The organism is Halomonas huangheensis, from assembly GCF_001431725.1.
GTDB classification, from domain to species: Bacteria; Pseudomonadota; Gammaproteobacteria; order Pseudomonadales; family Halomonadaceae; genus Halomonas; species Halomonas huangheensis.
Genome location: NZ_CP013106.1, coordinates 4613852 through 4638686, shown reverse-complemented (window position 1 = coordinate 4638686; position 24835 = coordinate 4613852). Strand labels below are relative to the sequence as shown.

The window sequence follows — 24835 nt, the reverse complement described above, 5'->3', positions numbered from 1 at the left end:
TTGACAGCATGGCAGTAACCTATCTGAAACGCGGCAAAAGCGAAGCCGAGCGCTCGACGAATCATCACAACACACGGCAGGCGGTCGAGTCCGCACTGGCCGATATTGAAGCGCGTGGCGATACCGCCGTGCGTGAAATGTCGGAGAAGTTCGATAAATACTCGCCGGCCAGCTTTCGCCTGTCGGACTCGGAAATCGAGCAACTGATTGCCAGGGTTCCGAAGCAGCAGATGGACGATATTCGCTTTGCCCAGCAGCAGGTGAAGGCGTTCGCGCAGATTCAGCGTGACTCCATGCGTGACGTTGAAGTCGAAACGCTGCCCGGTGTCATCCTCGGCCACAAGAACATCCCCGTGCAGTCTGTCGGCTGTTACGTGCCGGGTGGCAAGTTTCCGATGGTGGCCTCGGCGCATATGTCGGTAGCAACGGCATCGGTCGCTGGCGTGCCGCGTATCATCGCAGCAACACCGCCGTTCCATGGCGAGCCGAATCCTGCGGTGATTGCCGCCATGCATCTTGGCGGGGCGCACGAAATCTACGTGATGGGCGGTATTCAAGCCGTTGGTGCCATGGCGCTGGGGACCGAAACCATCGATCCCGTGCATATGCTGGTGGGGCCGGGTAATGCCTTCGTCGCCGAAGCCAAGCGGCAGCTCTTTGGGCGTGTCGGTATCGATCTGTTCGCCGGGCCGACCGAGACCCTGGTGATTGCCGACGAGACGGTCGATGCGGAAATGTGTGCTACCGACCTGCTGGGTCAGGCGGAGCATGGGTACGATTCGCCTGCCGTGCTGATAACGAACTCGCGCACACTGGCAGAAGGCACTCTCAGCGAAATCGAGCGCATCCTGAAGATTCTGCCCACCGCCGACACGGCATCGGTGAGCTGGCGCGATTATGGTGAAATCATCCTCTGCGACAGCTATGACGAGATGCTCGAAACCGCCAATGAACTGGCATCTGAGCATGTTCAGGTCATGACCGATCGCGATGACTGGTTCCTCGATAACATGACCGCTTATGGCGCGTTGTTCCTTGGCCCGCGCACCAATGTCGCCAATGGTGACAAGGTTATCGGTACCAACCATACCTTGCCGACGCGCAAGGCCGGTCGTTATACCGGTGGCTTGTGGGTAGGCAAGTATCTGAAAACGCATAGCTATCAGCGTGTCACCACTGATGAGGCGGCGGCCAGCATCGGCGCATATTGCTCTCGACTCTGTCTGCTGGAAGGCTTCGTGGGTCATGCGGAGCAGGCCAACCTTCGTGTTCGCCGCTATGGCAAGCAGGAGGTCGGGTACGGTGAGCCTGCGGTAATGGCGGAGGAGCCCGATGTCACTGCCTAACCCACCTTCCTTTTCTCTTGCGGGTAAGCGGGCGCTGGTGACTGGCGCCTCTTCCGGCATTGGCCTGGGGTGTGCTGTAGCGCTGGCGGATGCCGGCGCTCATACAGTATTGGCGGCACGCTCGCCGCAGAAGCTCGATGCCTGTGTCAGTGAGCTGCGTGCGCGTGGCCAGCAGGTAGAATCACTGGTGCTCGATGTCGCGGATATTGCGCATATGCAAGCCGAAATCGAGCGTAGTGGGCCTTACGACATCTTGATCAATTCGGCAGGCCTGGCGCGACATGGTCCGGCCCTGGCAACCGCCAGCGATGACTTCGATGCCGTCGTCGACGTCAATCTCAAGGGTGCCTACTTCCTGAGCCAGGCAGTTGCCCGAGGCCTTGTCGCAGCAGGGCGCGGTGGCTCACTGATCAATATCTCCAGCCAGATGGCGCATGTCGGTGGGCCGGATCGAGCGGTCTACTGTGCCACCAAGCATGCTGTCGAGGGCTTTACCAAAGCGATGGCCATCGAATGGGGACAGCACGGTATTCGCATCAACACCATTTGCCCCACCTTCATCAGAACACCGTTGACCGAGCAGACATTCGACGATCCGGAAAAGGTCTCGTGGCTACTGGAAAAGATCAAGCTGGGCCGAGTGGGCACGGTCGAAGACATCATGGGCGCTGCCGTATACCTGGCGTCTGATGCCGCTTCGCTGATAACGGGCACGTCACTGAAGATCGATGGTGGTTGGACAGCGGAGTAGGTGGTTTGCCGACTTGAACCTCAAGCGTTGAGTAATTGATTGAACTTGAAATGTATACAAGACAGCGTGATAGCGAGCATTGAACAGCGTGAATAAATGACTTCGCCGGCAAATTGCGGTGTCGTGCGGCGCAGTTGATGAGCGCCCTTGTGCGTCTTGTAAATGTCGAGAGAAGCGGCCATTGGCATTTAACCTGTGGCCGTTTTGTTGTGAAGGTGTCGCGTTATTCAGGCACCCAGGTCAACCAACTTGACCGTGCGAATCTCGATATGCTCCCAGACCTTTTGCGTAACGTAGGGGTCTCGCTCCAGCCAGGCATCCAGCTCGCTGCGGTTGTCGAACTGGCAGTGTACGTTTGAGCCGATCATCTTGCCTTCGTCATCCACAATCGCGCCGCCACTGATGAAGTTTCCCAGCCTGACGAGTTCTCGGATGCCTTCCAGATGGGCTTCGCGACAGGCCAGACGGCGATCCAGTGCACCATCATCCGTATAGTCGTATGCCACCAGAGCGTATTGCTGCATAAGTTATTCCCGGTTGGTTGTGATAATGACGATGCGCAACGCCAGGGCGTAGGCAAGCCCGAAGGGACTCTAGCATGTATGTATGATGCTTTGTCTCCGAGCCTCCCCCTGTGTTTCTTCGTCGGGGTGCGGTAGGATTGTTAGCAAACAAATCATAAGCTAGCTTGCAACGATCCCATGACTTGCTGTTTCCCCCTGGGCTGGCGTCTCCCGGATGCCGGCCTGATTCTCGTGTGTCATCTCGAATCATGCTCTGGCCAGAGTGTCCGTCGATGCCTCCTGGGTCATACTCTGACTGCATCAAGGAGAGCCCCGGTGCTGAATGACACTCTTCCGCTCCTGTCTCGACTCCGCGCGAGGCGCACTCCATGACCCAGGTGGAGCGTCTCTTCGAACGCTATGGCCCTCGCTATCGGCTGTGGGTAACCCTTACCGTGATGCTGGGCCTGGTGGCACTCGGTATGTCGATCACCATCGTCAACGTGGCGATTCCCTACATCAAGGGCGCCTTTGGCATGAGTGACTCTCAGGTGCAGTGGCTCTCTACCGGCTTCCTGGCGTCCACCACGGTGTCGCTGCTGGTGGCGCCCTGGTTTGTCGCCGCTGTTGGACAGCGTGCCACCTTCATGGGCCTGCTACTGGTGTTCATCGCTGCCTCGATCCTTGGCGGTATGGGGCAGGGCATGGCAGCACTGATTGCTGCTCGCATCATTCAAGGTGCGATGACCGGGCTGATTCGACCGGTAGCCATGCAGGCGTTGTTTGCTGCCTATCCGCCAGAAGGGCGCGGTATGGCTCTGGCCATGTACGGCATGTGTCTGGGGTTGCCTCTGACGCTAGCGACGGTGATCGGCGGCTGGCTGGTGGAGAACTTCACCTGGCGCTACGTGTTCTTCATCACCTTGCCGATCTGCCTGGCTGCAGTAGTGATGGGCTCTATCTTCCTGCCGCCCCGTGAGCAGAAGGGCCCGCGCCCGCCCTTCGACTGGGTGGGCGTTGTGGTGCTGTTCGCTGCGGTCTTCTCGATCCTGACCGCGCTCTCCAACGGGCAGCGCTGGGGCTGGGATGACCCTCGAGTGCCGGTACTGGTGCTGTTCTCGCTCTTCTGTGCCGTGGTTTTCGTGATCTGGCAGCAGCGCAGTGAGCATCCGTTGTTGGATCTATCGATCTTTCGCTATCGCATCTTCGTGGTCGGCACGCTGGCGATGCTGCTGTTCGGCGGCTCCTTCTATGGCGTGATGTACCTGCTGCCACAGTTCGTGCAGTCGGTGCTGCATTACAGCCCGGTGACCGCCGGGATGATCTTCGTGCCATCGACTGCGGTGCTCGGTGTGTTGGTGCCAGTGGTTGGCTGGCTAAGCGATCGTCATCCACCACATTGGATCACCCTGCCGGGACTGGCCTGCACAGTGTTCTCGGTATGGCATATGGCGCATATGGACTGGAATACATCCTTTGCCTTTCTGGCCGGCAACATGGCGATCATGGCGGTTGGTATGGCGGCCTATCCACCGCCGACGTTGTCCAATGCCATCGCCGCGCTACCCCTCAAGTTGACCGGGCACGGCTCCGGTGCGATCAACTTCGCCATGCAGTTGGGTGGGGCGCTGGGCACCGCAGGGCTGGTGATCCTGCTCGATCGACAAACTGCGCTGCATGGCAATCAGCTCAATGCTGGCGTCAATGCCGGTAACGCCATGGCCAACGAGAGTCTCGGTAGCTTCGCCGAGCTGGTTGCTCGTCTCGGCGTCCCGGATACCCAGCAGCAGGCCATGGCTGGCTACCTGGTAGGGCGTGTGGAGTCGATCTGGGCCTCCATGCTCGCCTACCAGGATGGCTTCTGGTTGCTGGTGGGTAGCCTGTTGATCATCTCTATCCCCTCTGTATTGCTCAGTCGCTGGCGTTATGCCTAATCCCTTTCGCTCGTTCGAGGACATTCAACATGACATCGCCATCTTCGCAAGCCGCTTCCCGTCGCCTGCCCAGTACTCTCCGGTTGGTGCTGATGACACTGTTGGTTCTGGCCTGCCTGGTCTGGGCCGGACTGGCGATCCATCATCGCCTGACCCATGTCAGCGCTCAGGATGCCCGGGTGATGGCCGATCAGGTGACGGTCAGCAGCCGCCTCTCGGGTTGGGTAACCGACTTCTCGATCATCGAGGGCGAGAACCTGGCCAAGGATGACGTCGTGGCACAACTCTACAGCCAGCCGGACGAGCGTGAGCTCGAGACGCTACAGGCGGGTGTGGCTGCCATGCAGGCGCAGGTGGATTACCAGAATTCACGGCTGGAGCTGGCTCAGGCACAGCTAGACGGCGGTGTGAATATTACCCATCAGCAACTGGAAGCCAGCCGAGCGGCGATGGATGCTGCCAATGCGCGGCTGGAGCAGGCCCGCAAGGACTACGAGCGTTCCAACTCGTTGCTGGCCAACCATTCGGTCTCACAGCAGCAGCGTGACGAGGACTATTACGTGCTGCAATCTGCCGAGGCAGAGTTTCATCAAGCGACCCAGGAAGTAGCGGTCAGCCAGGCCCAGGCCGACAATGCCCAGGTCGGATTCATCGGCGGCTCGCAGATGCCTCTGCCCAATCCCGATGTGATCCGCGCCGAACTGGCAGTGGCAAGCCAGGAATTGGCCCAGGCCCGCTCGCGGTTAGCCCAGCAGCAGCTTCGTCTTGACGATCTGCAGGTGCCGAGCCCGATCAGCGGGGTGGTCGACAAGACGCTGATCGATGAGGGGGAATACATCAGCGCTGGCCAGCCGATTCTGATGATGCATGATCCCGATGGATTGTGGGTCGAGGCCAACATCAAGGAAACCGATGTTGGCGAATTACGCCTTGGGCAGACAGTGGACATCACCGTGGATGCCTTTCCTGATGGTGATTTCCATGGCCATGTCGCCGTCATCGGACGTGCCGCGACCAGCCAGTTCGCGCTGTTGCCTGACCCCAACCCCTCCGGCAACTTTACCAAGATCACCCAGCGTATCCCGGTACGCATCGAGCTGGACGATGGTCCGATCGATCTGATCGGCCCCGGCATGATGGTCGAGGTCGACATCGATGCCACCGCGGATGGTCCTCGCCACGGCTGACGGGAGGTCAGGTGGAATCGTCGACGGTCATTACACTGTGTGCGAGGTAATGACCGACAACACTAGTTCTGCTCGGTGTCGCTGTCATCCTGCGTGCTACGCGCTGGTGGCGGAGTGGGCTTTCCGGGCACGCCTCGGCTCATGGTCTTGAACGCCTCCATGATGTCCATGGGCAGCGGGAAAACGATGGTTGAGGCGTTCTTGTTGCTCATATCACTCATGGTCTGCAGATAGCGCAACTGCAGTGCCGCTGAGTTCTCGGACATTACATTGGCTGCTTCGACCAGCTTCTTCGAGGCCTGCAACTCACCCTCGGCATGAATCACCTTGGCGCGCCGTTCACGTTCGGCTTCGGCCTGGCGGGCGATGGCGCGAATCATGCTCTCATCGAGATCAACATGCTTGATCTCGACGTTGGCGACCTTGATCCCCCAGGACTCTGCTGAACTATCAATGATCTCCTGAATATCGTCGTTGAGCTTGTCGCGCTCGGAGAGCATTTCGTCGAGGTCATGCTTACCCAGCACTGAACGTAGTGTCGTCTGCGCCAACTGGCTGGTCGCGGTGACAAAATGCTCAACCTGAATAATCGCCTTCTCTGCATCGACTACCCGAAAATACAGCACCGCGTTGACGCGCACCGTGACGTTATCCCTGGAAATCACGTCCTGCTCGGGGACGTCCATGGTGATGACGCGCAGATCCACCACCTGCATTTTCTGAACCAGCGGAATGATGATGATCAGCCCGGGTCCCTTGACGGCCTGGAAACGGCCGAGAAAGAACACTACGCCACGCTTGTACTCCGGCAGGATACGGATCGATGCCGCAATCAACAGCAGTATCAGCACCACCGGAACGAGATAGGAAATCAACATGATGAGCCTCCTTGAGTCGCAACGCGCTCGGTGTCGACTGACATCAGCTCGTTGCTGGGGAGTCGGCGGGTTTCACCTCGACAGTAAGCCCGTCGACGGCAACTACCGTGAGCCGCTGCCCCTGGTGCACGGGTATCGATGCGTGTGCATTCCAGCGTTCGCCATGCAAACGCACATGGCCATTGCCGGTGAAATCATCCAGCGCTATGGCTTCAGCGCCGATCATTTCTTCCTGGCCGGTGCGCACGCGTCGCCGACGCAGTGTCATGAAGCGCAGGACTATCCACAGCATGACGCCAGAGGCCACCAGCGCTATGCCACCGATCAGTGGGAGTGATACGGACATTTGGCGATCATCCATCAGAATTACCGAACCGAAGACGAAGGCGGCAATACCGCCGAAGCCGAGAATGCCGAAGCTTGGCATCAGCGCTTCGCCGATGATCAGCGCCAGACCGAGCAGAACCAGGGCCAGACCGGCATAACTGACCGGTAGGCCCTGAAAGGCATACAGCGCCAGTAGTAGGCAGATGGCACCGATCACACCGGGCACCATCGCGCCGGGATTGATCAGTTCGAAGATCAGACCGTAGATGCCGATGATCATCAGCAGGTAGGCCACATTGGGATTGGTGATGACGGACAACAGCTCGGTGCGCCAGTCCGGATCGAGGCGTTCGACGATCAGTCCGCTGGTGTCCAGTTGGCGCTGGCCATCGGCCATGATCACTGTTCGGCCATCGAGCTGTGTCAGCAGGTCGTCGATATCCGTTGCCAGCACTTCGATGACGTTGCGTTCCAGTGCCTCATCAGCAGTTAGATTGACGGCTTCACGTACCGCGCGTTCGGCCCAGTCGGCGTTGCGATCATGGCGTTGGGCGAGGCTACGAATCGTCGCGACGGCGTCTTCAAGCGTCTTGCGCTCCATGGCCGTCTCACCACGACGTTTTTGCGCTCCGCGCTGCTCGCCGTTTTCGTTGTTGCCAGCATTCTCACCGCCGTTCTCGGTGGCGCTGTCCTCAGTGGTGCTGTCCTGTTCATTGGTGCCGGTGCCATCGCTCGTCGAGCGATCATCGTCCTGTTCACCTTGTTGCGGCTCTTCGCCACCGATCCCCGGCAACCCACCGAGTTGCACCGGTGTTGCTGAACCGAGATGCGTGGCTGGCGCCATCGCTGCCACATGACTGGCATACAGTAGATAAGTGCCGGCACTGGCGGCCCTCGCTCCGGCGGGGGCGACATAGATCACCACCGGTACTTCAGCCGAGAGCATCGCCTGGATCATGTCGCGCATGGAGGCATCCAACCCTCCGGGGGTATCGAGTTGCAGAATCAGCAGCTCAGCGCGCTCTTCGGCGATTTCGATCCCGCGCTGAAAATAATCGCTGGTGGCGGGGCCAATGCTGCCGTCGATCGACAACATCAGTGCCTGGCGTGGGTTATCTCCGGCGGGCTCCTCCTGCGCCGATGCCAGCATGGTAAGTGCCAGGGCCAATAGCAGGCTCAGCAGCGATAACACCCAGCTCAAGGATCGAAGCCCAGGTGCCGACATGGCGACCTCCAATAACGAAAGGGCTACTTTTACTGTAGTTGATAGCCCGCTTCCGTTAATAGCTCGCCTCGGTTGATAGCGGAGAATTTTCTTCGCCATCGAGTCGGCCCTGGTGTGTTATCTCCTTCCGAGCCTCTCCCAAGCCCGATGATGCGCTACATCTTCAGCTTCATTGGGGACGGCGCACGACTCTCAGCATGCCGACGTCTCCACCACCGCAGAAGAACTGACCGTTGCCGTCACTTTCAAGTCCTGAGACCTCCTTGCCGGTCGGCATCTCGAGGCACTCAAGTACCTGGCCGGTCTGTGGGTCGATTCGCCTTATGTCACTCTGGTCATTTTCCCAGGTGCCATGCCATAGCTCGCCATTGCACCAGGTGACGCCGGTGACAAATCGATCACTCCTGATCGTACGCAGGATCTCGCCCGTCTCGGGGTCGAGTTGATGGATTCTCCGTTCCTTGTACTGCCCCACCCACAGTGAGCCCTCGCCCCATGCCATCCCTGAGTTCAAGCCGTCGTTGGGAGCGGGGATGGTGGCAATTATGCGGGCGTTCTGAGGGTCCACCTTGTGGATCTTGTCGCCTGAAAGCTGGAACAGGTGGTGGCCATCGAAGGCGGTTCCGGCGTCACAGGTCACATCAAGCGAGCGCAGTGGTTTGCCGGTGTTGGGGTCGATGGCGATCAGTCGCTCTCCGGTTGCCACCCAGACGCATTGGCCGTCATGGGTGACGCCGTTCACGCTGTCGACATCTGCCAGGGAATACTCGTGGATAACGTTGGCAGTCGATGGGGTCATGACATTGTCCTCGTTACTGGATTGGAGCTTCCAGCCTAGCCACCGGAGTACGGAGCAGGGAGTAACAAGGTTGTCGGGAATCCTGGCACAGGGATGATCGCCCAGCGGCGTGCTCTGCCCTGCCCATATGCCTGTACCTTATCGGCAGCCTGAAGGGTATCGAGCGCTCTCTGCACAGTGCGCTGACTGACTCCCTGGGCCATTGCCAGCGCCGAGCTGGACCACAGCTCGCCATCGGCAAGCAACGCAAGCAAGCCGGTATGGCGTTCTTCGACGGGGGGGAGGAGGGTGGCGACGCTGGCAGCCTGTTGCGGTATCAGCTTGAAGCCCTGTCGTGTGGATTGTAGCTCGGCCAGGCCACGAAGCTCCGTGCGTAGCCGCCCGATTTCGACTCTCAAGCGAACACGATGCGAATCATCGGCATACTGTGTTCTGAAGGCGCGAGTGATGAGCATGTCCCGCCGCACATCGCCTGGCCAGGCATCGCTCAATGCACGCGCGAGTGCGAACAATACCGGACGAGTCGCCAGCGAGACCTCGCAGTGAGTGTCACGTACCACATGGCGGCAGGCATCCACGATGAGAGTGTCGGAGGCTTCCAGAGCTTCGACTTCGTCAAGCAGCAGGGGCCGTTCACTACCTTCGGTGATCATGCGTGCCACGGGAGCATTCAGTACACGCGCAGCGTTTTCGATTTCCCCCAGCAGAGCGGGAATTCCCGCCTGGCGTGCGGCCTCCATGGCTCGGGCGAAAGCGCGACGTGCCGATGCGGCTTGTCGGCGTCGCATGGCGATGCCCGCCACCACCAGCTCATGGGTCGCTCGCGAGGTGGGGGGCAGGTGGGCGGGATCTCGCCTGGGAAGCATGGAGTCGGCGTCATCGAGACGTCCGGTCAGCAGCAGCAGTCGGGCTTCGAGGTAGCGCGCATGAGTGGCGTTGTTCCAGTCTTCGTGTGTTTCGAGCGTCTGCCTCGCGTCATCCAGTGCCCTAGCCGACCAATCGAGGTCACGCGAGACCAGTGCAATCTCGGCCTCGGCGACGACACATCGGGCACAGGCGACGACCTCATCGGGGCCGAATGCGCGTGCCGCGCTGTGCAGCAATTCCCGGGCGCGGGCGAGATCACCGAGCTGCGCCATGGCGATGCCCCTCAACGCCAGGCCATGGGCATCGTCTCGCAGGGCGACTCGGTTCAAGGCACTGATGGGGTCGCCAGCCTCGAGCGACTGCGCCGCAGCCGCTATCAGAGTGTCCATCGAAATCCTGCCACAGTTGTTACTCCCGCCCGTCGCCTACCTCTACTGAATATATCTCATGGCATCGCGCCTATGAGGTATATCGAAAGCAACAGCAACACACGTGGAATGGCTGGCAAACCACATAGCGCTGAGTAGGCAGGGCTGTGTGGAAAGCGGCCCCTGCTGGGGCCTCAGAACGCATAGCTCAGTGTCGCGGTAGCACTACGGGGGTCGCCGTAGACGCCATAGCCGTCGAGATAGCTGTAGTACTTCTCATCGAACAGGTTCTTGATGTTCACCTGCAGCGCTACCTGTGGCGTGAACTGGTAGCGACCGAAGAGGTCGGCCAGTGTATAGCTGCCCTGGCTGAAGGTGGTCGTGCCCTGGGGGCCGGCGGCATCATTCGTATAGGTATGGCTCTGCCAACTCAGGCCGCCACCCACGACCAGTTGCTGCCAATGCGGGACGCGATAACGTCCGAACAGGTCGACCTTGGTGCGTGGTTGATCGGTGTTGTATGGGCCGTCGCTATCGATGGCTGTGTAGTGCGAGGCTCCCAGCGTCAGGTCGAGGTTGTCGGTGACGGCGCCATTGAGCTCGAAATCGATCCCTTCGCTGACCACACCTTCTGCCGCGTGGTAGGTCGTCTCTATCGAGCCCTCGCTCAAGGGATCGGCCTGGGCAACATTGTCCTGCTCGATGCGGAACACCGACACGGAAGCGGTCAACAGTCCATCGAACCAGTCCGCCTTCAGCCCGGTTTCGTAGTTTCTGCCGACCACCGGATCGAGGAAGTCGCCATCGGCATCGCGATTATCCTGAGGCTGGAAGATCTCGGTATAGCTGAGGAAGGCCGACCACTGGTCATTGATGTCGTAGATCAGCCCGGCGTAGGGCGTGATCGACTCCTGGCTCTGGGAGCGTGAGCCGCCGCTGCTGGACCAGCTGTCGCCATCCCATTCGGTGTAGCGTGCGCCGAGGATCAGGGTCAGCGGGTCGGCCAGTGACAAACGAGTGGCGCCGTACATTGCGCGCTGGAGGACCTTGGTGCCTTCCAGCGGCGTCCATTCACTCCAATCGGGGTCGGGCGTCGAGCCATCCCAGTGGTTGAAGTCGCCTGCAGCAAAGGCTGGTGCGAAGGAGTTGTCGTAGTCGTTGGATTGGTTGCTGTAGCTGATACCGGCCACCAGCTCGTGTTCGCGTCCGGCCAGCTCGAACGGTCCACGAGTGTAGAGGTCCAGCGAGTCCAACTGGCGCTTGCCGCGATTCCAGCCGGTGAAGTTGGTCACGCCCAGTCCGGTATTACGGTCGGGGAAGCCACTGGCGTACATCAATCTGGCGTCGAGATCCGTTTTGGCGTGAGTCGCCGCGCCACGCAGTTCCCAACCGTTGGCGAAGCGGTGGCTGAGGTCGACAAAGACCTTCTCGGATTCAAAATCCTGGTAGGACCAGTCCGGAGCGCTGCTGAACGAGCGCGGATAGTCTGTCTCGCTGCCATCGCTGTACCACAGCGGCAGACCGCCCCAGGTGGGCGAGTTGGCGTGGGTGTTCTGGACGTCATACCCGACCGATAGCGTGGTGTCGTCGGTGATGTCGGCATCGATCACCAGATAGCCGAATGCCGTGCGTTCATTGTAGCGATCGAGCTCGCCATCGCTTTCATCGTAGCCGCCGATGAAGCGAGCGCGGACATTGCCGGATTCGGTCAGTGGAGTGCTGACATCGGCAACGGCACGCTGCTGATCCCAACTGCCAACGGAGCCGGACAGTGAGCCGGTGAGCTGCTGGCTGTCGGCGTGTTTGCGGATGAAATTGACCGAGGCGCCGGGGTTGCCGGCTCCGGTCATCAGGCCATTGGCACCGCGTACGACTTCGACCCGGTCATAGATGGCCGTATTGAGGGCTCCTTCACCGAAATACCAGCGATTGTCGGTGTTCAGCGTGGGGATGCCATCGTACTGGTAGCTGTTGATGCGGAAGCCGCGGGCATAGAAGTCGATGCGGTTGCTGTCGATCGAGCGCGTGGAAATGCCGGTGGTGTTGGCCAGCACATCCTCGATGGTCTCGAGGTTCTGATCCTGAATGCGCTGCTGGGTAATGGTGCTGATCGACTGCGGAACCTCGCGCGGGCTGAGCTCGAGGCGCGTACCGGCGCTGGTGCTGCGTCGGGTATAACCGACATTCTCGTAGAGATTGGTGGCCGTCACCGTCATGGTGTCGAGCTGACTATTGCTGGTGGTGGAGTCCGTACCGCTAGCGGATCCTGTGTTGCCAGGGCTGTCTGAGGTGGTTGGCTGGGCCAGGGCTGCACCGGACCCCAGCAGGACCAGAGATGCCAGGGTGGTCAGCGATATTGTTTTCGGTAGAGAGGGTGGATGCGTCGCCGAATCGATAGCTGTGTGTTTACTGCTCCAGCACAAAGTACGGCACGGTGACGACGGTTCCACGATGATCGCTCCCTTGATGGCACATGAGCGTGCCTGATTGGTATGGATTTTTTGGCGGGAAGCCAGATGTAATCTAGCTAATTTTGTTAATGCTAATAATATGGAATATCATTCGCAACCATTATCGGTGCGCGCAGAGCATATGCTTTGGACTCCGTATGGCGGCGTCGCTTCAAGCTGCGGTAGCCTGATGCTGCGAGAAGTGAGATCGTGGATTCCGCTTTTCAGCGTTTTCCATCGCCACGGGTGTTAGACCCAGGAGGGAGTCGACATGTTTTCGGGGCTCAGTGCGTTTCCGTTATCCCCCACTAACGAGAGCGGTCTCGATGAGTCGGCGTTTGTCCGCCTGGTCGAGCGACTGTCCACGGCTGGAGTCGACTCGATTGGTGCATTGGGATCGACGGGAAACTACGCCTATCTAACGCGGTCCGAGCGTGCGCGTATTGCCCAGCTCGCGGTGAATCATGCCGGGAATGTGCCGGTATCATCGGCATTGGAGCCTTGCGTACCCGCGATGTGCTGGCGCTGGCCGAAGATGCGCAGCAAGCCGGGGCGAGCGGAGTATTGTTGGCCCCGGTGTCGTATCAGAAGCTGTCGGACGAGGAAGTTTTCGGCCTCTATGACGTCGTGACCCGTGAGCTGTCGGTACCGCTATGTGTCTATGACAACCCAGGCACGACACGTTTTGAATTCAGTGATGAATTGCATGGTCGGATTGCTCAGCTACCGAGTGTGCGTTCGATCAAGATTCCCGGTGTTCCGGCAGGTACTGATGAGGCCAGAGCGCGTGTCGATCGCCTGCGCAGCATGATTCCGGCTCATGTGAGCATCGGCGTCAGTGGTGATGGCATGGCGGCCATGGGCTTGAATGCCGGGTGCGAGGCCTGGTATTCGGTAATTGCTGGCGTGTTCCCCGACACGGCGTTGGCCATCACCCGCGCCGCTCAGGCGGGTGATGCACAGCAGGCCATGCATCTGTCAGAACGGCTTCAACCACTGTGGGACCTGTTTCGTCAGACGGGTGGCAGCCTGCGTGCAGTGGCTACCGCTGCGGAATTGAAAGGGCTGGTGGATAGCCCTTGCCTACCTTTGCCTCTCAAGACGCTGGAGGATAGCGATAGACAGCGGCTTGCAGCGCTGATTGATGAGTTGCAACTGAGCTGAGACAGCCTCTCTCACGCTCTGCTTGTTCTCCCCCTGACGACCGGCAATCTGCTGTCGGTCAGTTTTGACTGCCTCGATGTGGTTGACCCTGCTCAGTGATTTTCTCGGAGCCTACTGGCCTACCTGCGGGCCAGGCGGTTGTGCTTCGTATAAGCCAGACAAATGCCATGAATTAAAAATCGCAAATTGTTTTATCTGACCGCCTGGCTGACGCTCGATGGTGCTGAATCATCACAATAACTACTGACAGCAGGTATCGACATGAAGATCAGAGCTCTCTCGTTGGCCATGTTTGGCGTGCTTGGTTGTGCATCGGCTTCTGTACAGGCAATGGATATCAAACTCGGCCATGTGCTGGCACCGACTCACAGTTGGCATATCGCTGCAGAAGGCTTCGCTGAAGAAGTCAGTGATGCCACGCAAGGACGCGTCAATTTCCAACTGTTTCCCAGCGGGCAGTTGGGCAATGAAAAGACCATGGTCGAGGGTATGCAGATCGGTAGCGTTCCGGCGGGGCTGATTGGTTGTAGTTCCTTTGATCCGCTCGATGCCCGTTTCGGTATTGTCGAGCTACCGTATTCCTGGGATTCCCGCGAGCAGGCCTATGCCGCCTACGATGGTGAGTTGGGTGCAGCGCTGGAAGACCTTGCCGAGCAATACAACATGAAGATTCTCGGTTGGTGGGAGTTGGGCTTTCGTCACGTCACCAACAACAAGGGACCGATCACCACGCCTGAGGACCTGGCGGGCCTGAAGATTCGTGTCACGCCGAACCGTATGCGTCTGGATACCTTTACCGCCCTGGGTGCCAGTCCCGCGCCGCTGGCCTTTGGCGAGTTGTATTCGGCATTGCAGCAGGGAGTCTTCGATGCCCAGGAGAATCCGCTGTCGATCATCGATTCCTCGTCGTTCTACGAGGTTCAGGACTATGTCTCGCTGACTGGGCACGTCTGGGTTCCGGCCTGCCTCACCATGTCTCAACATGTCTGGCAGCGGATTTCCGAGGAAGATCAACAGGCAGTTCAACAGGCGGCAGAGCATTGGGCGAACGAGCAACGCGCCATGGCGCAGCAGGATGATGAGCGCTTGGCTGCAGAGCTTGAGTCACACGGCATGCAGATCAATGAGGTTGATCTCCCGGCCTTCCGGGACGCGGTTCAGGGCGTGTGGGCGGACTATGAAGAAGTGTTCGGCACCGAGCTGATGGATCTGGTCAGGCAGTATCAGCAGGCACCGTAATGATCACTTCCCTGAGACGTTTGTGTCACGCCGTTGCTCAGCTGTGTCTCGCTGTGGCTGGGTTCGGTGCGGCACTACTGGCGATATTGGTCAGCTATACGGTGTTCATGCGCTGGGTGGTCGGTGCGCCGCCCCACTGGGCCGAGGAGCTTCCCCAACTGGTGCTGGTGTGGATGTCGCTGCTGGCAGCGGTGGCTTGTACCTACCGGCGCAGCCACCTCAGTGCCGGGTTGATGCCGATGATTGTCAGCTCGGTGTCGGCACAGCGGCTGATCACTCGGGTCATGGATGTGCTGTTGCTGGCGATGTTCCTGCTGCTGGCCAAGGCAGGTTGGGATCTGGCCTGGTTGACCATGTCGCAGACCACCACCGCCCTGCAGATACCGGCAGGAGTGACCTATATGGCGGTACCGGTCGGATGTATCGGCATGGCACTGATGCAGGTTGAACTGCTGTTGGCGCAGGAGAAGCGTTCATGACTATAGGTGCCCTGACACTGGTCGGTGTCTTCGCGCTGGCGATTCTGGTGGATATTCCCATCGCCTTCGGCCTGATACTGGCGGTACTGGCCTATCTACTGGCGTTTGGCGCGGCACCGATGATGGTTGCCGCTCAGCAGTTCGCCACCGGTATGGAAAGCTTCACGCTGCTGGCTATCCCGCTGTTCGTGTTGGCCGCACAACTGATGAACCACGCTGGCCTTACCCAGCGCCTGGTGCGCCTGTGCATGGCGATGGTCGGCGATATTCGCGGTGGGCTCGCGGTGGTCGCGGTGCTGGCCTGCATGATGTTCGGCGCACTGTCCGGCTCCGGGGTTGCAGACGTGATTGCGATTGGCAGCATGCTGTTGCCGGCGATGGAGCGCAGTGGTTATCACAAGGGCTTCAGCAGTGCGCTGGTCGGCACTGCGAGTTCGGTCGGTACGGTGATCCCACCCAGCATCGTGATGATCGTCTACGGCACCACTTCCAACACCTCAGTCGGCAAGCTGTTCATGGGTGGGGTGATCCCCGGCATTCTGCTGACCCTGGCGCTGGCCGGAGTGGCGATCCTGGTATCGCGGCGTCATGGCTGGGCGGGTGGCCAGCGTGCCGAGCCTGGCGAGCGCCGCAAGGCCTTTATCGGCGCGTTGCCGGCGCTGTTGGTGCCGGTACTGATCATCGGCGGTATTCGCTTCGGGGTGTTCACACCGACGGAAGCGGCTGCTTCGGCGATCGTCTATGCGCTGGTGGTGGGGCTGGTGGTCTACCGTAGCCTCACCTGGAAGTCGATCATCGACAGTGTGATCGCCACCGCAGAGACCTCGGGAGCGATTCTGGTGATCATCGGTGCTGCGGGCATGTTTGCCTGGGGGCTGACCTATGAACAGGTGCCCCAGGCGATAGCCACGCTGATCGGCGACTTCACCGATAGCCGTTTCGGCGTGCTGTTGCTGCTGATGGCGATCCTGCTGGTGCTCGGCTCGTTCATGGAAAGCATCGCCATCATCATCATTGTGACGCCCATTGTGCTGCCGCTGTTGTCGCAATACGGCATCGATCCGGTGCATTTCGGTGTGTTACTGACCATCAATCTGGCGATCGGCGCCAACACACCACCACTGGGCGTGGATCTGATGGCGGCCTGCCGCATCGCCGGAATCAGCGTGATGTACTCGCTGCGCCACCTGATGTTGATGCTGGCGGCGATGATCGCGGTGCTGCTGCTGGTGGCCTTCGTGCCTGAAATCGTGTTGTTCCTGCCGAATCTGATGGAGGGCTGAACATGGCATCGCCCACAAATGCTTCAGCCACTCGCATGTCACCGATCAGTGCCTCACGCAGTTGGTTGTTCACTGCAGGGCATGATCACGCCCGGATCGAGGCGGCGCTGGCTGCTGGCCCCGACGTGCTGGTGGTGGATCTGGAGGAGTTCACGCCCGCCAGCCATCGCCAGCAGACGTGTGCTGAGTTTGCCGAAATCAAGGCGTGTTGCGAGCGCCAGCATTGCCTGGCAGCCGTGCGCATCAATCAGTTGGATAACGGCGGCGAGCAGGAGTTGGCATGGCTGATGCCGGCTGGTCCGGCAGTGGTGTTCCTGCCTCAGGTGGAATCGGTGGAGCACATCGAGAGGCTCGATAGGCTGCTGACCGAACACGAACTGCGCCTGGGGTTACCTGTCGGCAGCACATTACTGATTCCTACCCTTGAAAGCCGCACTGGACTGAATCACGCAGCGGAAATCCTTCTGGCTTCCGGGCGTCTGCAGGCGGCGTTGCTGGGCAGCGGTGACCTGGCGGCCGACCTGGGGCTCGAGCGAGCCAATCGCGCATCGGGGCTGGTTGCCTGGCGAAGCCGGTTTCTGAATACCTGCCAGCGTGCCAACTGTGTGGCGATCGATGGTCCCTGGCCTGAAGCCGAGGGCTTTGTCGAGGATCAGGATTGGGCTCGACGCCAGGGCTTCCATGCGCGCTGTGTTGTCGATCCCCGCCAGATTGCGCCACTGCATCATGCCCTCGGACATAACTCTCAAGACACCACCAATAAAGAGAACACTCCATGACCAAGCAACCATCATCCGGCGCATTGGCGCGGCGCAATGGCGGCCAGATTCTGGTCGATCAGCTGCGTCAGCATGGCGCACGCCGCGTCTTTCTTGTGCCCGGTGAGAGTTACCTGCCCTGTATCGATGCGCTCAACGAGCATCGTGATGCCATCGAGCCTATTGTCTGTCGTCAGGAAAGTGGCGCCGCCTATATGGCCGAGGCCTATGGCAAGCTGACCGGTGACCCGGGTATCTGCTTCGTGACCCGTGGTCCGGGGGCGACGAACGCCTCGATAGGCGTGCATACGGCTTTCCAGGATTCCACGCCGATGATTCTGTTCGTCGGTCAGGTGGGTAATAACTTTGTCGAGCGTGAGGCGTTCCAGGAGATCGATTACCGCCGCATGTTTGGTCCCATGGCCAAGTGGGTGGCGCAGATCGACGCCACGGATCGTATCCCTGAGTACATCGCCCGCGCCTGGCGTGTGGCGACCAGCGGTCGCCCTGGGCCGGTGGTGCTGGCGTTGCCGGAAGACACCTTGTGGGGTGAGGCGGAGGTCGCCGATGCCGAGCCGATGCCGCGGTTGCATGTCTACCCCGGTCAGCCGCAGCTTGATGAGCTCAAGGCGCGTTTAGCCAAGGCCGAACGCCCCTTCCTGCTGCTCGGCGGTAGCGGCTGGACAGCTGAGGCTCAGCAGCAGATCGCCGAGTTTGCCAAGCGCTTTGCACTGCCGGTGGGGGTCGCCTGGCGTCGCCTGGAATGCTTCGATCAGCGTAACCCATTGTTTGCTGGTCATGTTGGGATGGGCATGGATGGCGACCTGCGCCAGCGGCTGATCGATTGTGATCTGTTGATTGCGGTAGGGACACGTCTCGGTGAAGCGACCAGCGAGGGTTATTCGTGGATTACTTCGCCTGAGCCGCGGCAGTCACTGGTGCACGTCTATCCCGACCCGGAAGAGCTGGGGCGTGTCTATCGAGCTGACCTGGCGATCAATGCCGATGTCGTTGGCTTTGCCCAGTCATTGGGTGAGTTGCAGCCGGACAGTGAGCCTCGCTGGCAGCAGGCAACACATCAGGCCAACCAGCAATACCTGGCGACGCGGGAGCCTCAACCTGCACCGGGAGAGCTGAACCTCGACCGCGTCGGGTTGTGCGTGGATCGTCTGCTGGATGGCAAGGGTTGTGTCACCGTAGGGGCGGGCAACTACGCACTCTATCCACACCGCTTCGTACGCTTCTCGGGGTTGGGCAGTTCGCTGGCACCGACGGTCGGTTCGATGGGCTACGGGCTACCTGCGGCGATCTCATCGAAGCTCGAGTTTCCCGAGCGGCCGGCGGTGTGTTTCGCGGGGGATGGCTGTTTCCAGATGAACCTGCAGGAGCTGGGTGTGGCCTTGCAGTATCGTCTCGGCATTGTGGTGCTGGTGTTCAACAACGGTATGTGGGGCACGATTCGCGCCCACCAGGAGCGTGACTTCCCAGGTCGCGAGATCGCCCTGACCTTCACCAACCCGGCGTTTACCACTCTGGTCGAGGCCTACGGTGGCCAGGGGCGGGTTGTCGAGCGTGACGAGGACGTTGAGCCGGCGTTGCGCTGGGCGCTGGAATTTGCCGAGCGCGAGCGGCTTCCGGTACTGATCGAGTTGCGCTACGAGTCCGATTATATCGCCCCGGGTCAGCGACTCAGCGAGATTCGCGATGCCGCGCTGGCACGCATCGCCGAGCAGACTGCCGCTGACTGACGCGGTAGTTTCAGTGCCTTCAGGCTGACGGCCCGCTGTGATAGCTCCCGGGAGGGGCTATCACAGTGGACCATCACGGCGGGTCATCACGGCGGGTCATCGTAGCAGGGCCGCACTCAGGATGCGGCGCTCTGTTTGAGGTCCGGTGGAGCAGTATCGATGCCCCGACTCAGTCGGTCTTCCAGCGGCACTTTGGCCAGCGCATTCTGGAAGAATTCGATGAAGGTCCGTTCGACGACATTGAAGCGCTCATCGCTGTGCCACAGCACGTTCAGGTCGATGGGCGCGACACCATCGTAGGGCGGCAAAGGCCATAGTCGACCTTCCTTCACATCACGCATCACCGTGTATTCAGGTAAGCAGCCGATGCCCATGCTGGCCTCGATCATGCGCTGGATTTCCTGTAGACGACTGGACTGGCCGACCACTGGCCCCTTCAGCCCCTGATTGGCGCGGAACACGGCCAGCGGCGAGAGAACACCATCCAGCTGTTCACTACTGAAGGAGATATACGGTTCCAACTTGAGCTCATCCATGGATAGGTTGTGGCGCCCGAACAGGTGATGATGAGGGCCGCAGTACAGGCGGTATTGCTGGCGGGCGAGGGTATGGCCAGTCAGGTGATCCGGCGTGCGTTGCATCAGGCAGATTCCCAGCAGGCTCTGGCGCTGCAGAAGCGCCTGCTGAACCTCCATACTCGACATGTCCTCGATCTCGAAGGTGACATGCGGGTGTCGCTGATGGAATTGCTCCAGCACGCTGTCGAGGAAGCAGCACTCGATACCGGTAACGAAGGCCAGTGAGATATGTCCGGCAATCTCCGGGTCCGATTCGCCGACTGACGCTGCGAGTCTGGCGACATTGGCGTAGATCTCCACCGCTTCGCGATAGACGAGATGGCCGGCTTCAGTGACTCGGAAGCGATGGCTATCGCGCTCGATCAATTTCTGCCCGAGGCGTTCCTCAAGGCGTTTCAGCGATAGGCTGACGGCAGGCTGGGAAAGGTACAGGCGAGTGGCCGCCCGACTAACGCTTTGTTCCTGAACGATGACGATGAAGGTACGCAGCAGATTCCAGTCGAGGGTGTCGTGGATGGGGCGCATGGCATGACTCCCTGACCAATGAGTGGAGCGGGCGGCGGGCATTGCGGCACCGCGCGGGATCTGTGTTGTTATATCACAGCGGCTACCCGACGGCGTCGTGCCCGACGAGGTCGGGCACGAGTGGCATCATCAACAATGTCGTTCCAGGCAACGTCACGTCACACCGGCTGGTGGTCAGTCGTTGCCAGCGGTGTTGTTGGACTCCTGTACCCCACACCATTGAGCGATGAATAGTGCAATCGTCTTGGTGATCAGCTTCAGTGATTCGAGGTGTACACGCTCGTCGAAGCCATGGATATCCTTTGATACCGGGCCGTAGACGAGAGTCGGCATATCACCATAGATGGTGAAGACTCGTGCATCGAGGTAGCCGGGAGTGGTGAAGCTCTGTAGTTCGCTCTTGAATGCGGTCTCGTGGCACTGGCGCAGGGTCTTTTCTGCGTCCGAGCCTTCTTCCAGCACATAGCCCTCAGCATAGAAGCCGGTATAGGTGATCTCCGGCATCTCACCACCCAGCCGTGTATCAGTCTTGACCGCTTCGGCCAGCGTCTGCTCGATGCGCTCGCGTGCATCGTTGGCGCTCATGCCCGGATAGATGGCGGCACGCACATCGAACTCGCACCAGGGGGGCACCGTGGATGGCCAATCACCACCATTGATCTGACCGATGTTGAAATTGATCGGGTGTTCGAGGTCCTCGAAGTAGCGGTGCTGGTCCTTCTCGTCGTTCCATTCCTTCTCGAGCCCGCGCAGTGCCTGGATAGCGGCATAGGCAGCATCGATGGCGTTGAAGCCGGAAGTCATTTCACGGGTGTGAGACGGCTGGCCGAGCATGCGAACCTTGAACCACAGTACGCCGACATTGGCGCGTACCAGCATGTTCTCTTCCGGCTCGGGAATGATGACCGCGTCGGCTTCATAACCGCGTAGCAGAGCGGCGAGAGCGCCATTGCCGGTGCACTCCTCCTCAACCACCGACTGGAAGTAGATCGGTGCCTGGGGGCGCAGGCCTGCAGTGCGTACCGCGTCGTAGGCGAACAGATTGGCGACCAACCCGGCTTTCATGTCCGCCGCGCCGCGGCCATACATCCAGCCATCGATGATATCTGGCTGCCACGGTGAGCGGCTCCACATCTCCAGCGGGCCGGTAGGTACAACGTCAATATGGCCGTTGAGGATCAGCGAACGACCCTCGGGGGCATCGGCTTGTGAAAGCTGGGAGTCGGGGCGATAGGTACCGACGACATTGAAGGCATTCTCGTAGGAGACCGTGACCGGACCAAATCCCTCGTGGTGCTCAATATCAGCAACATCTATTTTCCAGCGATCCATGGAAAACCCACGCTCGGACATCGCCTTGAACATCAGATCCTGTGCGGTATGTTCCTGGCCACGTAGCGAAGGAAACTTGACGAGTTTCTGGGTGAATTTCAGTTGCTCATCAAAAAGTATGTCAACCGAGTTTGTTATACGTTGTATCTGGTTTTCGGATAGCATTGCGGGATTCCTGTTTCGACAGAATCATGATGATCACTGAGATTTGCATGGCGTCGAAAGAGCGGTCAATGGATCAATTCTGATAGTCGATATTACCTATACTGATATGCTTCAATGCCGAGATGGCTGCATGCGGGATTGATGCCGGCAAGAGGACAACGCAAGTGAGCGATGTGGGTGAACTTGGGTGAACAATAAAGGGGAGTGCTGATGGACAGGCTGGACTGGAATCTCCTGCGCACCTTTCAGGTTATTGTGCAGATGCAAAGCATCAGCGCCGCCTCGGCTCGGCTGCACCTCACCCAGTCTGCCGTCAGCCAGGCGCTGCGCAGGCTCGAAACCCAGCTCGACAGGAAGCTGATCGAACGCAGTGGCGGACATTTCTATCTCACCAGTTCCGGCCAGCATGTCTACGATATCGCCGAGGCAGTGAATGGTGATATTGCCAGGCTGCCACTGCTGCTGTCGTCGGTAGACAATGATGTCGTTGGTGAGATCAAGGTGCTGGCCGCAAGCCGCATACTCTCGGATGCCTATGACGGCTTCTGGAGCCACTTTCGGTCCCGCTTTCCAGCGATCAATGTCCATCTGGAAGTGATGCGCAGCGACGACATTATCGATACGGTCAAGACGGCGACCGCTACCATTGGTATTGGCCTTGCGCCGCGGCCGGTCAAGGGGCTTGAGCGGCACTTCTTCCTGCGACAGCGTTACTCCATGTACTGCGGTGTTCACCATCCTCTGTTTGATAGTGATTCAGTTGGCCTCGAGGCGCTGGCCAATGAGGAGTTCGTGTCTTTCTCCAGCGATATGATTGGCGGTAGCCTCTCGCCGTTGACGATCTTTCGCGATCAGCATGGGTTTACCGGCAAGGTGATCGCTACCTCTCCTGACTATGACGAAATTGTGCGGCTGCTGGTGGCTGGCTACGGTATTGGCTGCCTGCCCCAACACAGTGCAGATGTTGAAGTGGCAAGGGCGAGATTGAAGAAGCTTCCGCCAGATGGCGGCATCTGCGATATCGAGCTGTACCTGCTGTGGAAGAAGGATGCATTGACGCTGGCAGGGCAAGCCTTTGTTGATGAATTTATTCGATATATGGATAGGTTTAATGAAGATGAAAGGGCGAAATGCAGTGATTTTTCGTGCTGATTAATTGAAATGTTTTCTAGTATAAATTTTATAAATTCACAGTATTAAAAATACCAAGAACCAACCGCTTGTTTCTCGTTGACTGCAATGGTCACGACTGGCTAGCCTGAAGCAGTACGGCTGCGACAGAGATTTCCTTACCGATTCCAGAACAAGACACAAAGGTTGCTCTGAAAAGTCACCGAGCAGAGTGAGTCACCACGCGACACCGTGCTCACCTGTGACGGCACTTGATTCAGAGGATCCACAAAACAATGAGAGAATCCCATGAAACCTGTACTCAAGACCCTGAGCCTGGCGGCTCTGGTGCTGGCATGTAGCCAGGCATCGGCCACTGATCTGCGCATGTTGACCAGTTATACCGCGACATCGGCCTATACCCGGGAAGTGGCGGAGCGCTATATCGACATGGTAGAGAGCGCTTCGCAGGGCGAGTTATCGTTCAACCTCAGCGGCCCTGACGTTGTACCTCCTTTCGAGCAGTTGGAGCCGGTCTCCGCCGGGGTATTTGATGTGCTCTATACCCATGGTGCCTACCACACCAATACCACCGGGGTTGGCGCGGCCATGGATTCGGTTCCGGTGGATCCCGCTAGAACACGTGAGTCTGGCTTGTGGGACTTCATCGACGGCCAGTACAACGAACTCGGCATCAAGCTGCTGGCTATCGTTCCGCTTGGCTCCAGTGGCTTCCAGTATGTGCTCAAGGAGCCCATCGATGGTGCTCCCAGCCTTGAAGGGCGGCGCCTGCGTGGTAGTCCGTCCTACTCCAGCGTCACCCAGGGACTGGGCGGTACACCGGTACTGATGGCCAGCGGTGATGTCTATTCGGCACTCGATCGTAACGTCATCGATGGCGCTGCCTGGGGGCTCAATGGCGTCAAGGACCTGGGCTGGGATGAGGTGGCTGGTTATTTCACCAAGCCGACCTTTGGCCAGACCTATACCTACCTGCTGATGAACCTGAACCGCTTCCAGCAACTGCCTGAAGCTGAACAGACCGCATTGCTGGAGCAGGGTAAGGCACTGGAAACCGAGATCGTGCCGGTTCTTGATCAGTTGGCGAGCGAGGAATGGGCGGCACTCGAGGAGTTGGGGATGCAGGAAACCCACTTTGCTGCCGAGGATGCCGAGCGTCTGGATGAGCTGATGACTGAAGGCATCTGGCAGTTGGGTATGGAGAAATCGCCGGAAGCCGTGACCCGCATGCGTGAGATTGCCGAGCAGAACGGCATGACACCGTGAGCGTGAGGCAATGAATATGCTGAACGCATTGCTGCGTGTTCAGGACCGGCTGACACACTTTGGTTTCCTGCTTGGCGGTGCCGCATTGTGCGGCATCGTCGTCGCCTACTGGATCGAGGTAGTGGCGCGCTATTTCTTCAATGCACCGACCCTGTGGTCGAGCTCGGTGATTGCCTATTGTCTGTGTATTGCTGCGAGTCTGGCGATGCCCGAGCTGGCGAGGCGTCAGGGACATATCGCGATTACAGTTCTCCAGGAGCAGATGGTGGGGCGTGTTCGTCGCCACTATGAGCGCGTTATCGCGCTGGTGGCCGGGGCCATCTGTCTGATTGCGGCCTGGATGCTGGTCAGTGAGACACTGAGGCAGTTCAGTAGCGGCACCACAACCGCCATGGGTCTGAGTATTCCCAAGTTCTGGATATCGGCCTTTATCGGCTATGGCTTCGTCGGCACTGCGCTGTACTTCCTGCGCCGCTGTCTGTTGCCGGACAGCGTTGAGTGGCCGCATGACGACATTGAGCAGGAGCGCTGA

The 24835-nt window shown here is 59.3% G+C and carries 20 protein-coding genes and 1 pseudogene; 13 read left to right on the top strand and 8 right to left on the bottom strand.

Annotated features, from left to right (window positions below; all coding sequences use genetic code 11):
• Positions 1-8 precede the first annotated feature (8 nt).
• Positions 9-1346 carry a histidinol dehydrogenase gene (gene hisD / locus AR456_RS20185; RefSeq protein WP_021819412.1) on the top strand — a complete coding sequence of 446 codons (1338 nt, stop codon included), beginning with the start codon at positions 9-11 and terminating at the stop codon, positions 1344-1346.
• Positions 1333-2097: an SDR family NAD(P)-dependent oxidoreductase gene (locus AR456_RS20180; RefSeq protein WP_021819411.1), complete on the top strand. Its 765-nt coding sequence runs from the start codon at positions 1333-1335 to the stop codon at positions 2095-2097. Before hisD ends, AR456_RS20180 begins: the two co-directional genes overlap by 14 nt.
• A gap of 227 nt (positions 2098-2324) precedes the next feature.
• On the opposite strand, the gene AR456_RS20175 is transcribed toward AR456_RS20180, so the two are convergent.
• Positions 2325-2621, bottom strand: coding sequence for a YciI family protein (locus AR456_RS20175; RefSeq protein ID WP_021819410.1), 297 nt, complete (start codon positions 2619-2621; stop codon positions 2325-2327).
• A gap of 368 nt (positions 2622-2989) precedes the next feature.
• Here AR456_RS20175 and AR456_RS20170 point away from each other — a divergent pair, with 368 nt between their 5' ends.
• Positions 2990-4534 (top strand): DHA2 family efflux MFS transporter permease subunit, encoded by a 1545-nt coding sequence (locus tag AR456_RS20170; RefSeq protein WP_021819409.1) that lies wholly within the window; start codon positions 2990-2992, stop codon positions 4532-4534.
• Positions 4535-4563: 29 nt separating this feature from the next.
• Positions 4564-5721, top strand: coding sequence for an HlyD family secretion protein (locus tag AR456_RS20165; RefSeq protein ID WP_021819408.1), 1158 nt, complete (start codon positions 4564-4566; stop codon positions 5719-5721).
• A gap of 62 nt (positions 5722-5783) precedes the next feature.
• Here AR456_RS20165 and AR456_RS20160 read toward each other — a convergent pair whose 3' ends face one another.
• From AR456_RS20160 to fhuE, 5 genes are all read right to left on the bottom strand, one after another.
• Positions 5784-6599 (bottom strand): slipin family protein, encoded by an 816-nt coding sequence (locus AR456_RS20160; protein ID WP_021819407.1) that lies wholly within the window; start codon positions 6597-6599, stop codon positions 5784-5786.
• A gap of 43 nt (positions 6600-6642) precedes the next feature.
• A complete protein-coding gene (locus AR456_RS20155) occupies positions 6643-8151 on the bottom strand; it encodes an NfeD family protein (protein WP_021819406.1) in 1509 nt (502 codons plus the stop codon).
• A 169-nt stretch (positions 8152-8320) separates the two neighbouring features.
• The gene (locus AR456_RS20150; RefSeq protein ID WP_021819405.1) at positions 8321-8950 is read right to left on the bottom strand and encodes a Vgb family protein; all 630 of its coding nucleotides are present in this window, start codon (positions 8948-8950) and stop codon (positions 8321-8323) included.
• A 35-nt stretch (positions 8951-8985) separates the two neighbouring features.
• Entirely contained in the window at positions 8986-10206 is a 1221-nt protein-coding gene (locus AR456_RS20145) for a hypothetical protein (protein ID WP_021819404.1), read from the bottom strand.
• A gap of 173 nt (positions 10207-10379) precedes the next feature.
• On the bottom strand, positions 10380-12635 hold the full coding sequence (gene fhuE / locus AR456_RS20140; RefSeq protein WP_236995525.1) for a ferric-rhodotorulic acid/ferric-coprogen receptor FhuE: 2256 nt from the start codon (positions 12633-12635) through the stop codon (positions 10380-10382).
• Positions 12636-12906: 271 nt separating this feature from the next.
• Here fhuE and AR456_RS20135 point away from each other — a divergent pair.
• The 6 genes and pseudogenes from AR456_RS20135 to AR456_RS20110 all read left to right on the top strand — a co-directional run bounded on the left by AR456_RS20135 (position 12907) and on the right by AR456_RS20110 (position 19306).
• Positions 12907-13799, top strand: a pseudogene (locus AR456_RS20135) (dihydrodipicolinate synthase family protein).
• Positions 13800-14060: 261 nt separating this feature from the next.
• Positions 14061-15038: a TRAP transporter substrate-binding protein gene (locus AR456_RS20130; RefSeq protein WP_021819401.1), complete on the top strand. Its 978-nt coding sequence runs from the start codon at positions 14061-14063 to the stop codon at positions 15036-15038.
• A complete protein-coding gene (locus AR456_RS20125) occupies positions 15038-15517 on the top strand; it encodes a TRAP transporter small permease (RefSeq protein ID WP_021819400.1) in 480 nt (159 codons plus the stop codon). The genes AR456_RS20130 and AR456_RS20125 overlap by 1 nt, the downstream gene beginning before the upstream one ends.
• Positions 15514-16800 (top strand): TRAP transporter large permease, encoded by a 1287-nt coding sequence (locus AR456_RS20120; protein WP_021819399.1) that lies wholly within the window; start codon positions 15514-15516, stop codon positions 16798-16800. The genes AR456_RS20125 and AR456_RS20120 overlap by 4 nt, the downstream gene beginning before the upstream one ends.
• 2 nt (positions 16801-16802) lie before the next feature.
• A complete protein-coding gene (locus AR456_RS20115) occupies positions 16803-17579 on the top strand; it encodes an HpcH/HpaI aldolase/citrate lyase family protein (protein WP_021819398.1) in 777 nt (258 codons plus the stop codon).
• Positions 17576-19306, top strand: coding sequence for a thiamine pyrophosphate-binding protein (locus tag AR456_RS20110; protein ID WP_021819397.1), 1731 nt, complete (start codon positions 17576-17578; stop codon positions 19304-19306). The genes AR456_RS20115 and AR456_RS20110 overlap by 4 nt, the downstream gene beginning before the upstream one ends.
• A 116-nt stretch (positions 19307-19422) precedes the next feature.
• On the opposite strand, the gene AR456_RS20105 is transcribed toward AR456_RS20110, so the two are convergent.
• Positions 19423-20409 carry a LysR family transcriptional regulator gene (locus AR456_RS20105; protein ID WP_021819396.1) on the bottom strand — a complete coding sequence of 329 codons (987 nt, stop codon included), beginning with the start codon at positions 20407-20409 and terminating at the stop codon, positions 19423-19425.
• A 174-nt stretch (positions 20410-20583) separates the two neighbouring features.
• Positions 20584-21906: an ArgE/DapE family deacylase gene (locus tag AR456_RS20100; protein WP_021819395.1), complete on the bottom strand. Its 1323-nt coding sequence runs from the start codon at positions 21904-21906 to the stop codon at positions 20584-20586.
• A 210-nt stretch (positions 21907-22116) separates the two neighbouring features.
• Between AR456_RS20100 and AR456_RS20095 the strand changes: the two genes are divergently transcribed.
• The 3 genes from AR456_RS20095 to AR456_RS20085 all read left to right on the top strand — a co-directional run bounded on the left by AR456_RS20095 (position 22117) and on the right by AR456_RS20085 (position 24835).
• Positions 22117-23058 carry a LysR family transcriptional regulator gene (locus tag AR456_RS20095; RefSeq protein WP_021819394.1) on the top strand — a complete coding sequence of 314 codons (942 nt, stop codon included), beginning with the start codon at positions 22117-22119 and terminating at the stop codon, positions 23056-23058.
• Between the two features lie 267 nt (positions 23059-23325).
• Entirely contained in the window at positions 23326-24303 is a 978-nt protein-coding gene (dctP, locus tag AR456_RS20090; RefSeq protein WP_021819393.1) for a TRAP transporter substrate-binding protein DctP, read from the top strand.
• A 10-nt stretch (positions 24304-24313) separates the two neighbouring features.
• Positions 24314-24835, top strand: a complete 522-nt coding sequence (locus tag AR456_RS20085; protein WP_021819392.1) for a TRAP transporter small permease — start codon at positions 24314-24316, stop codon at positions 24833-24835.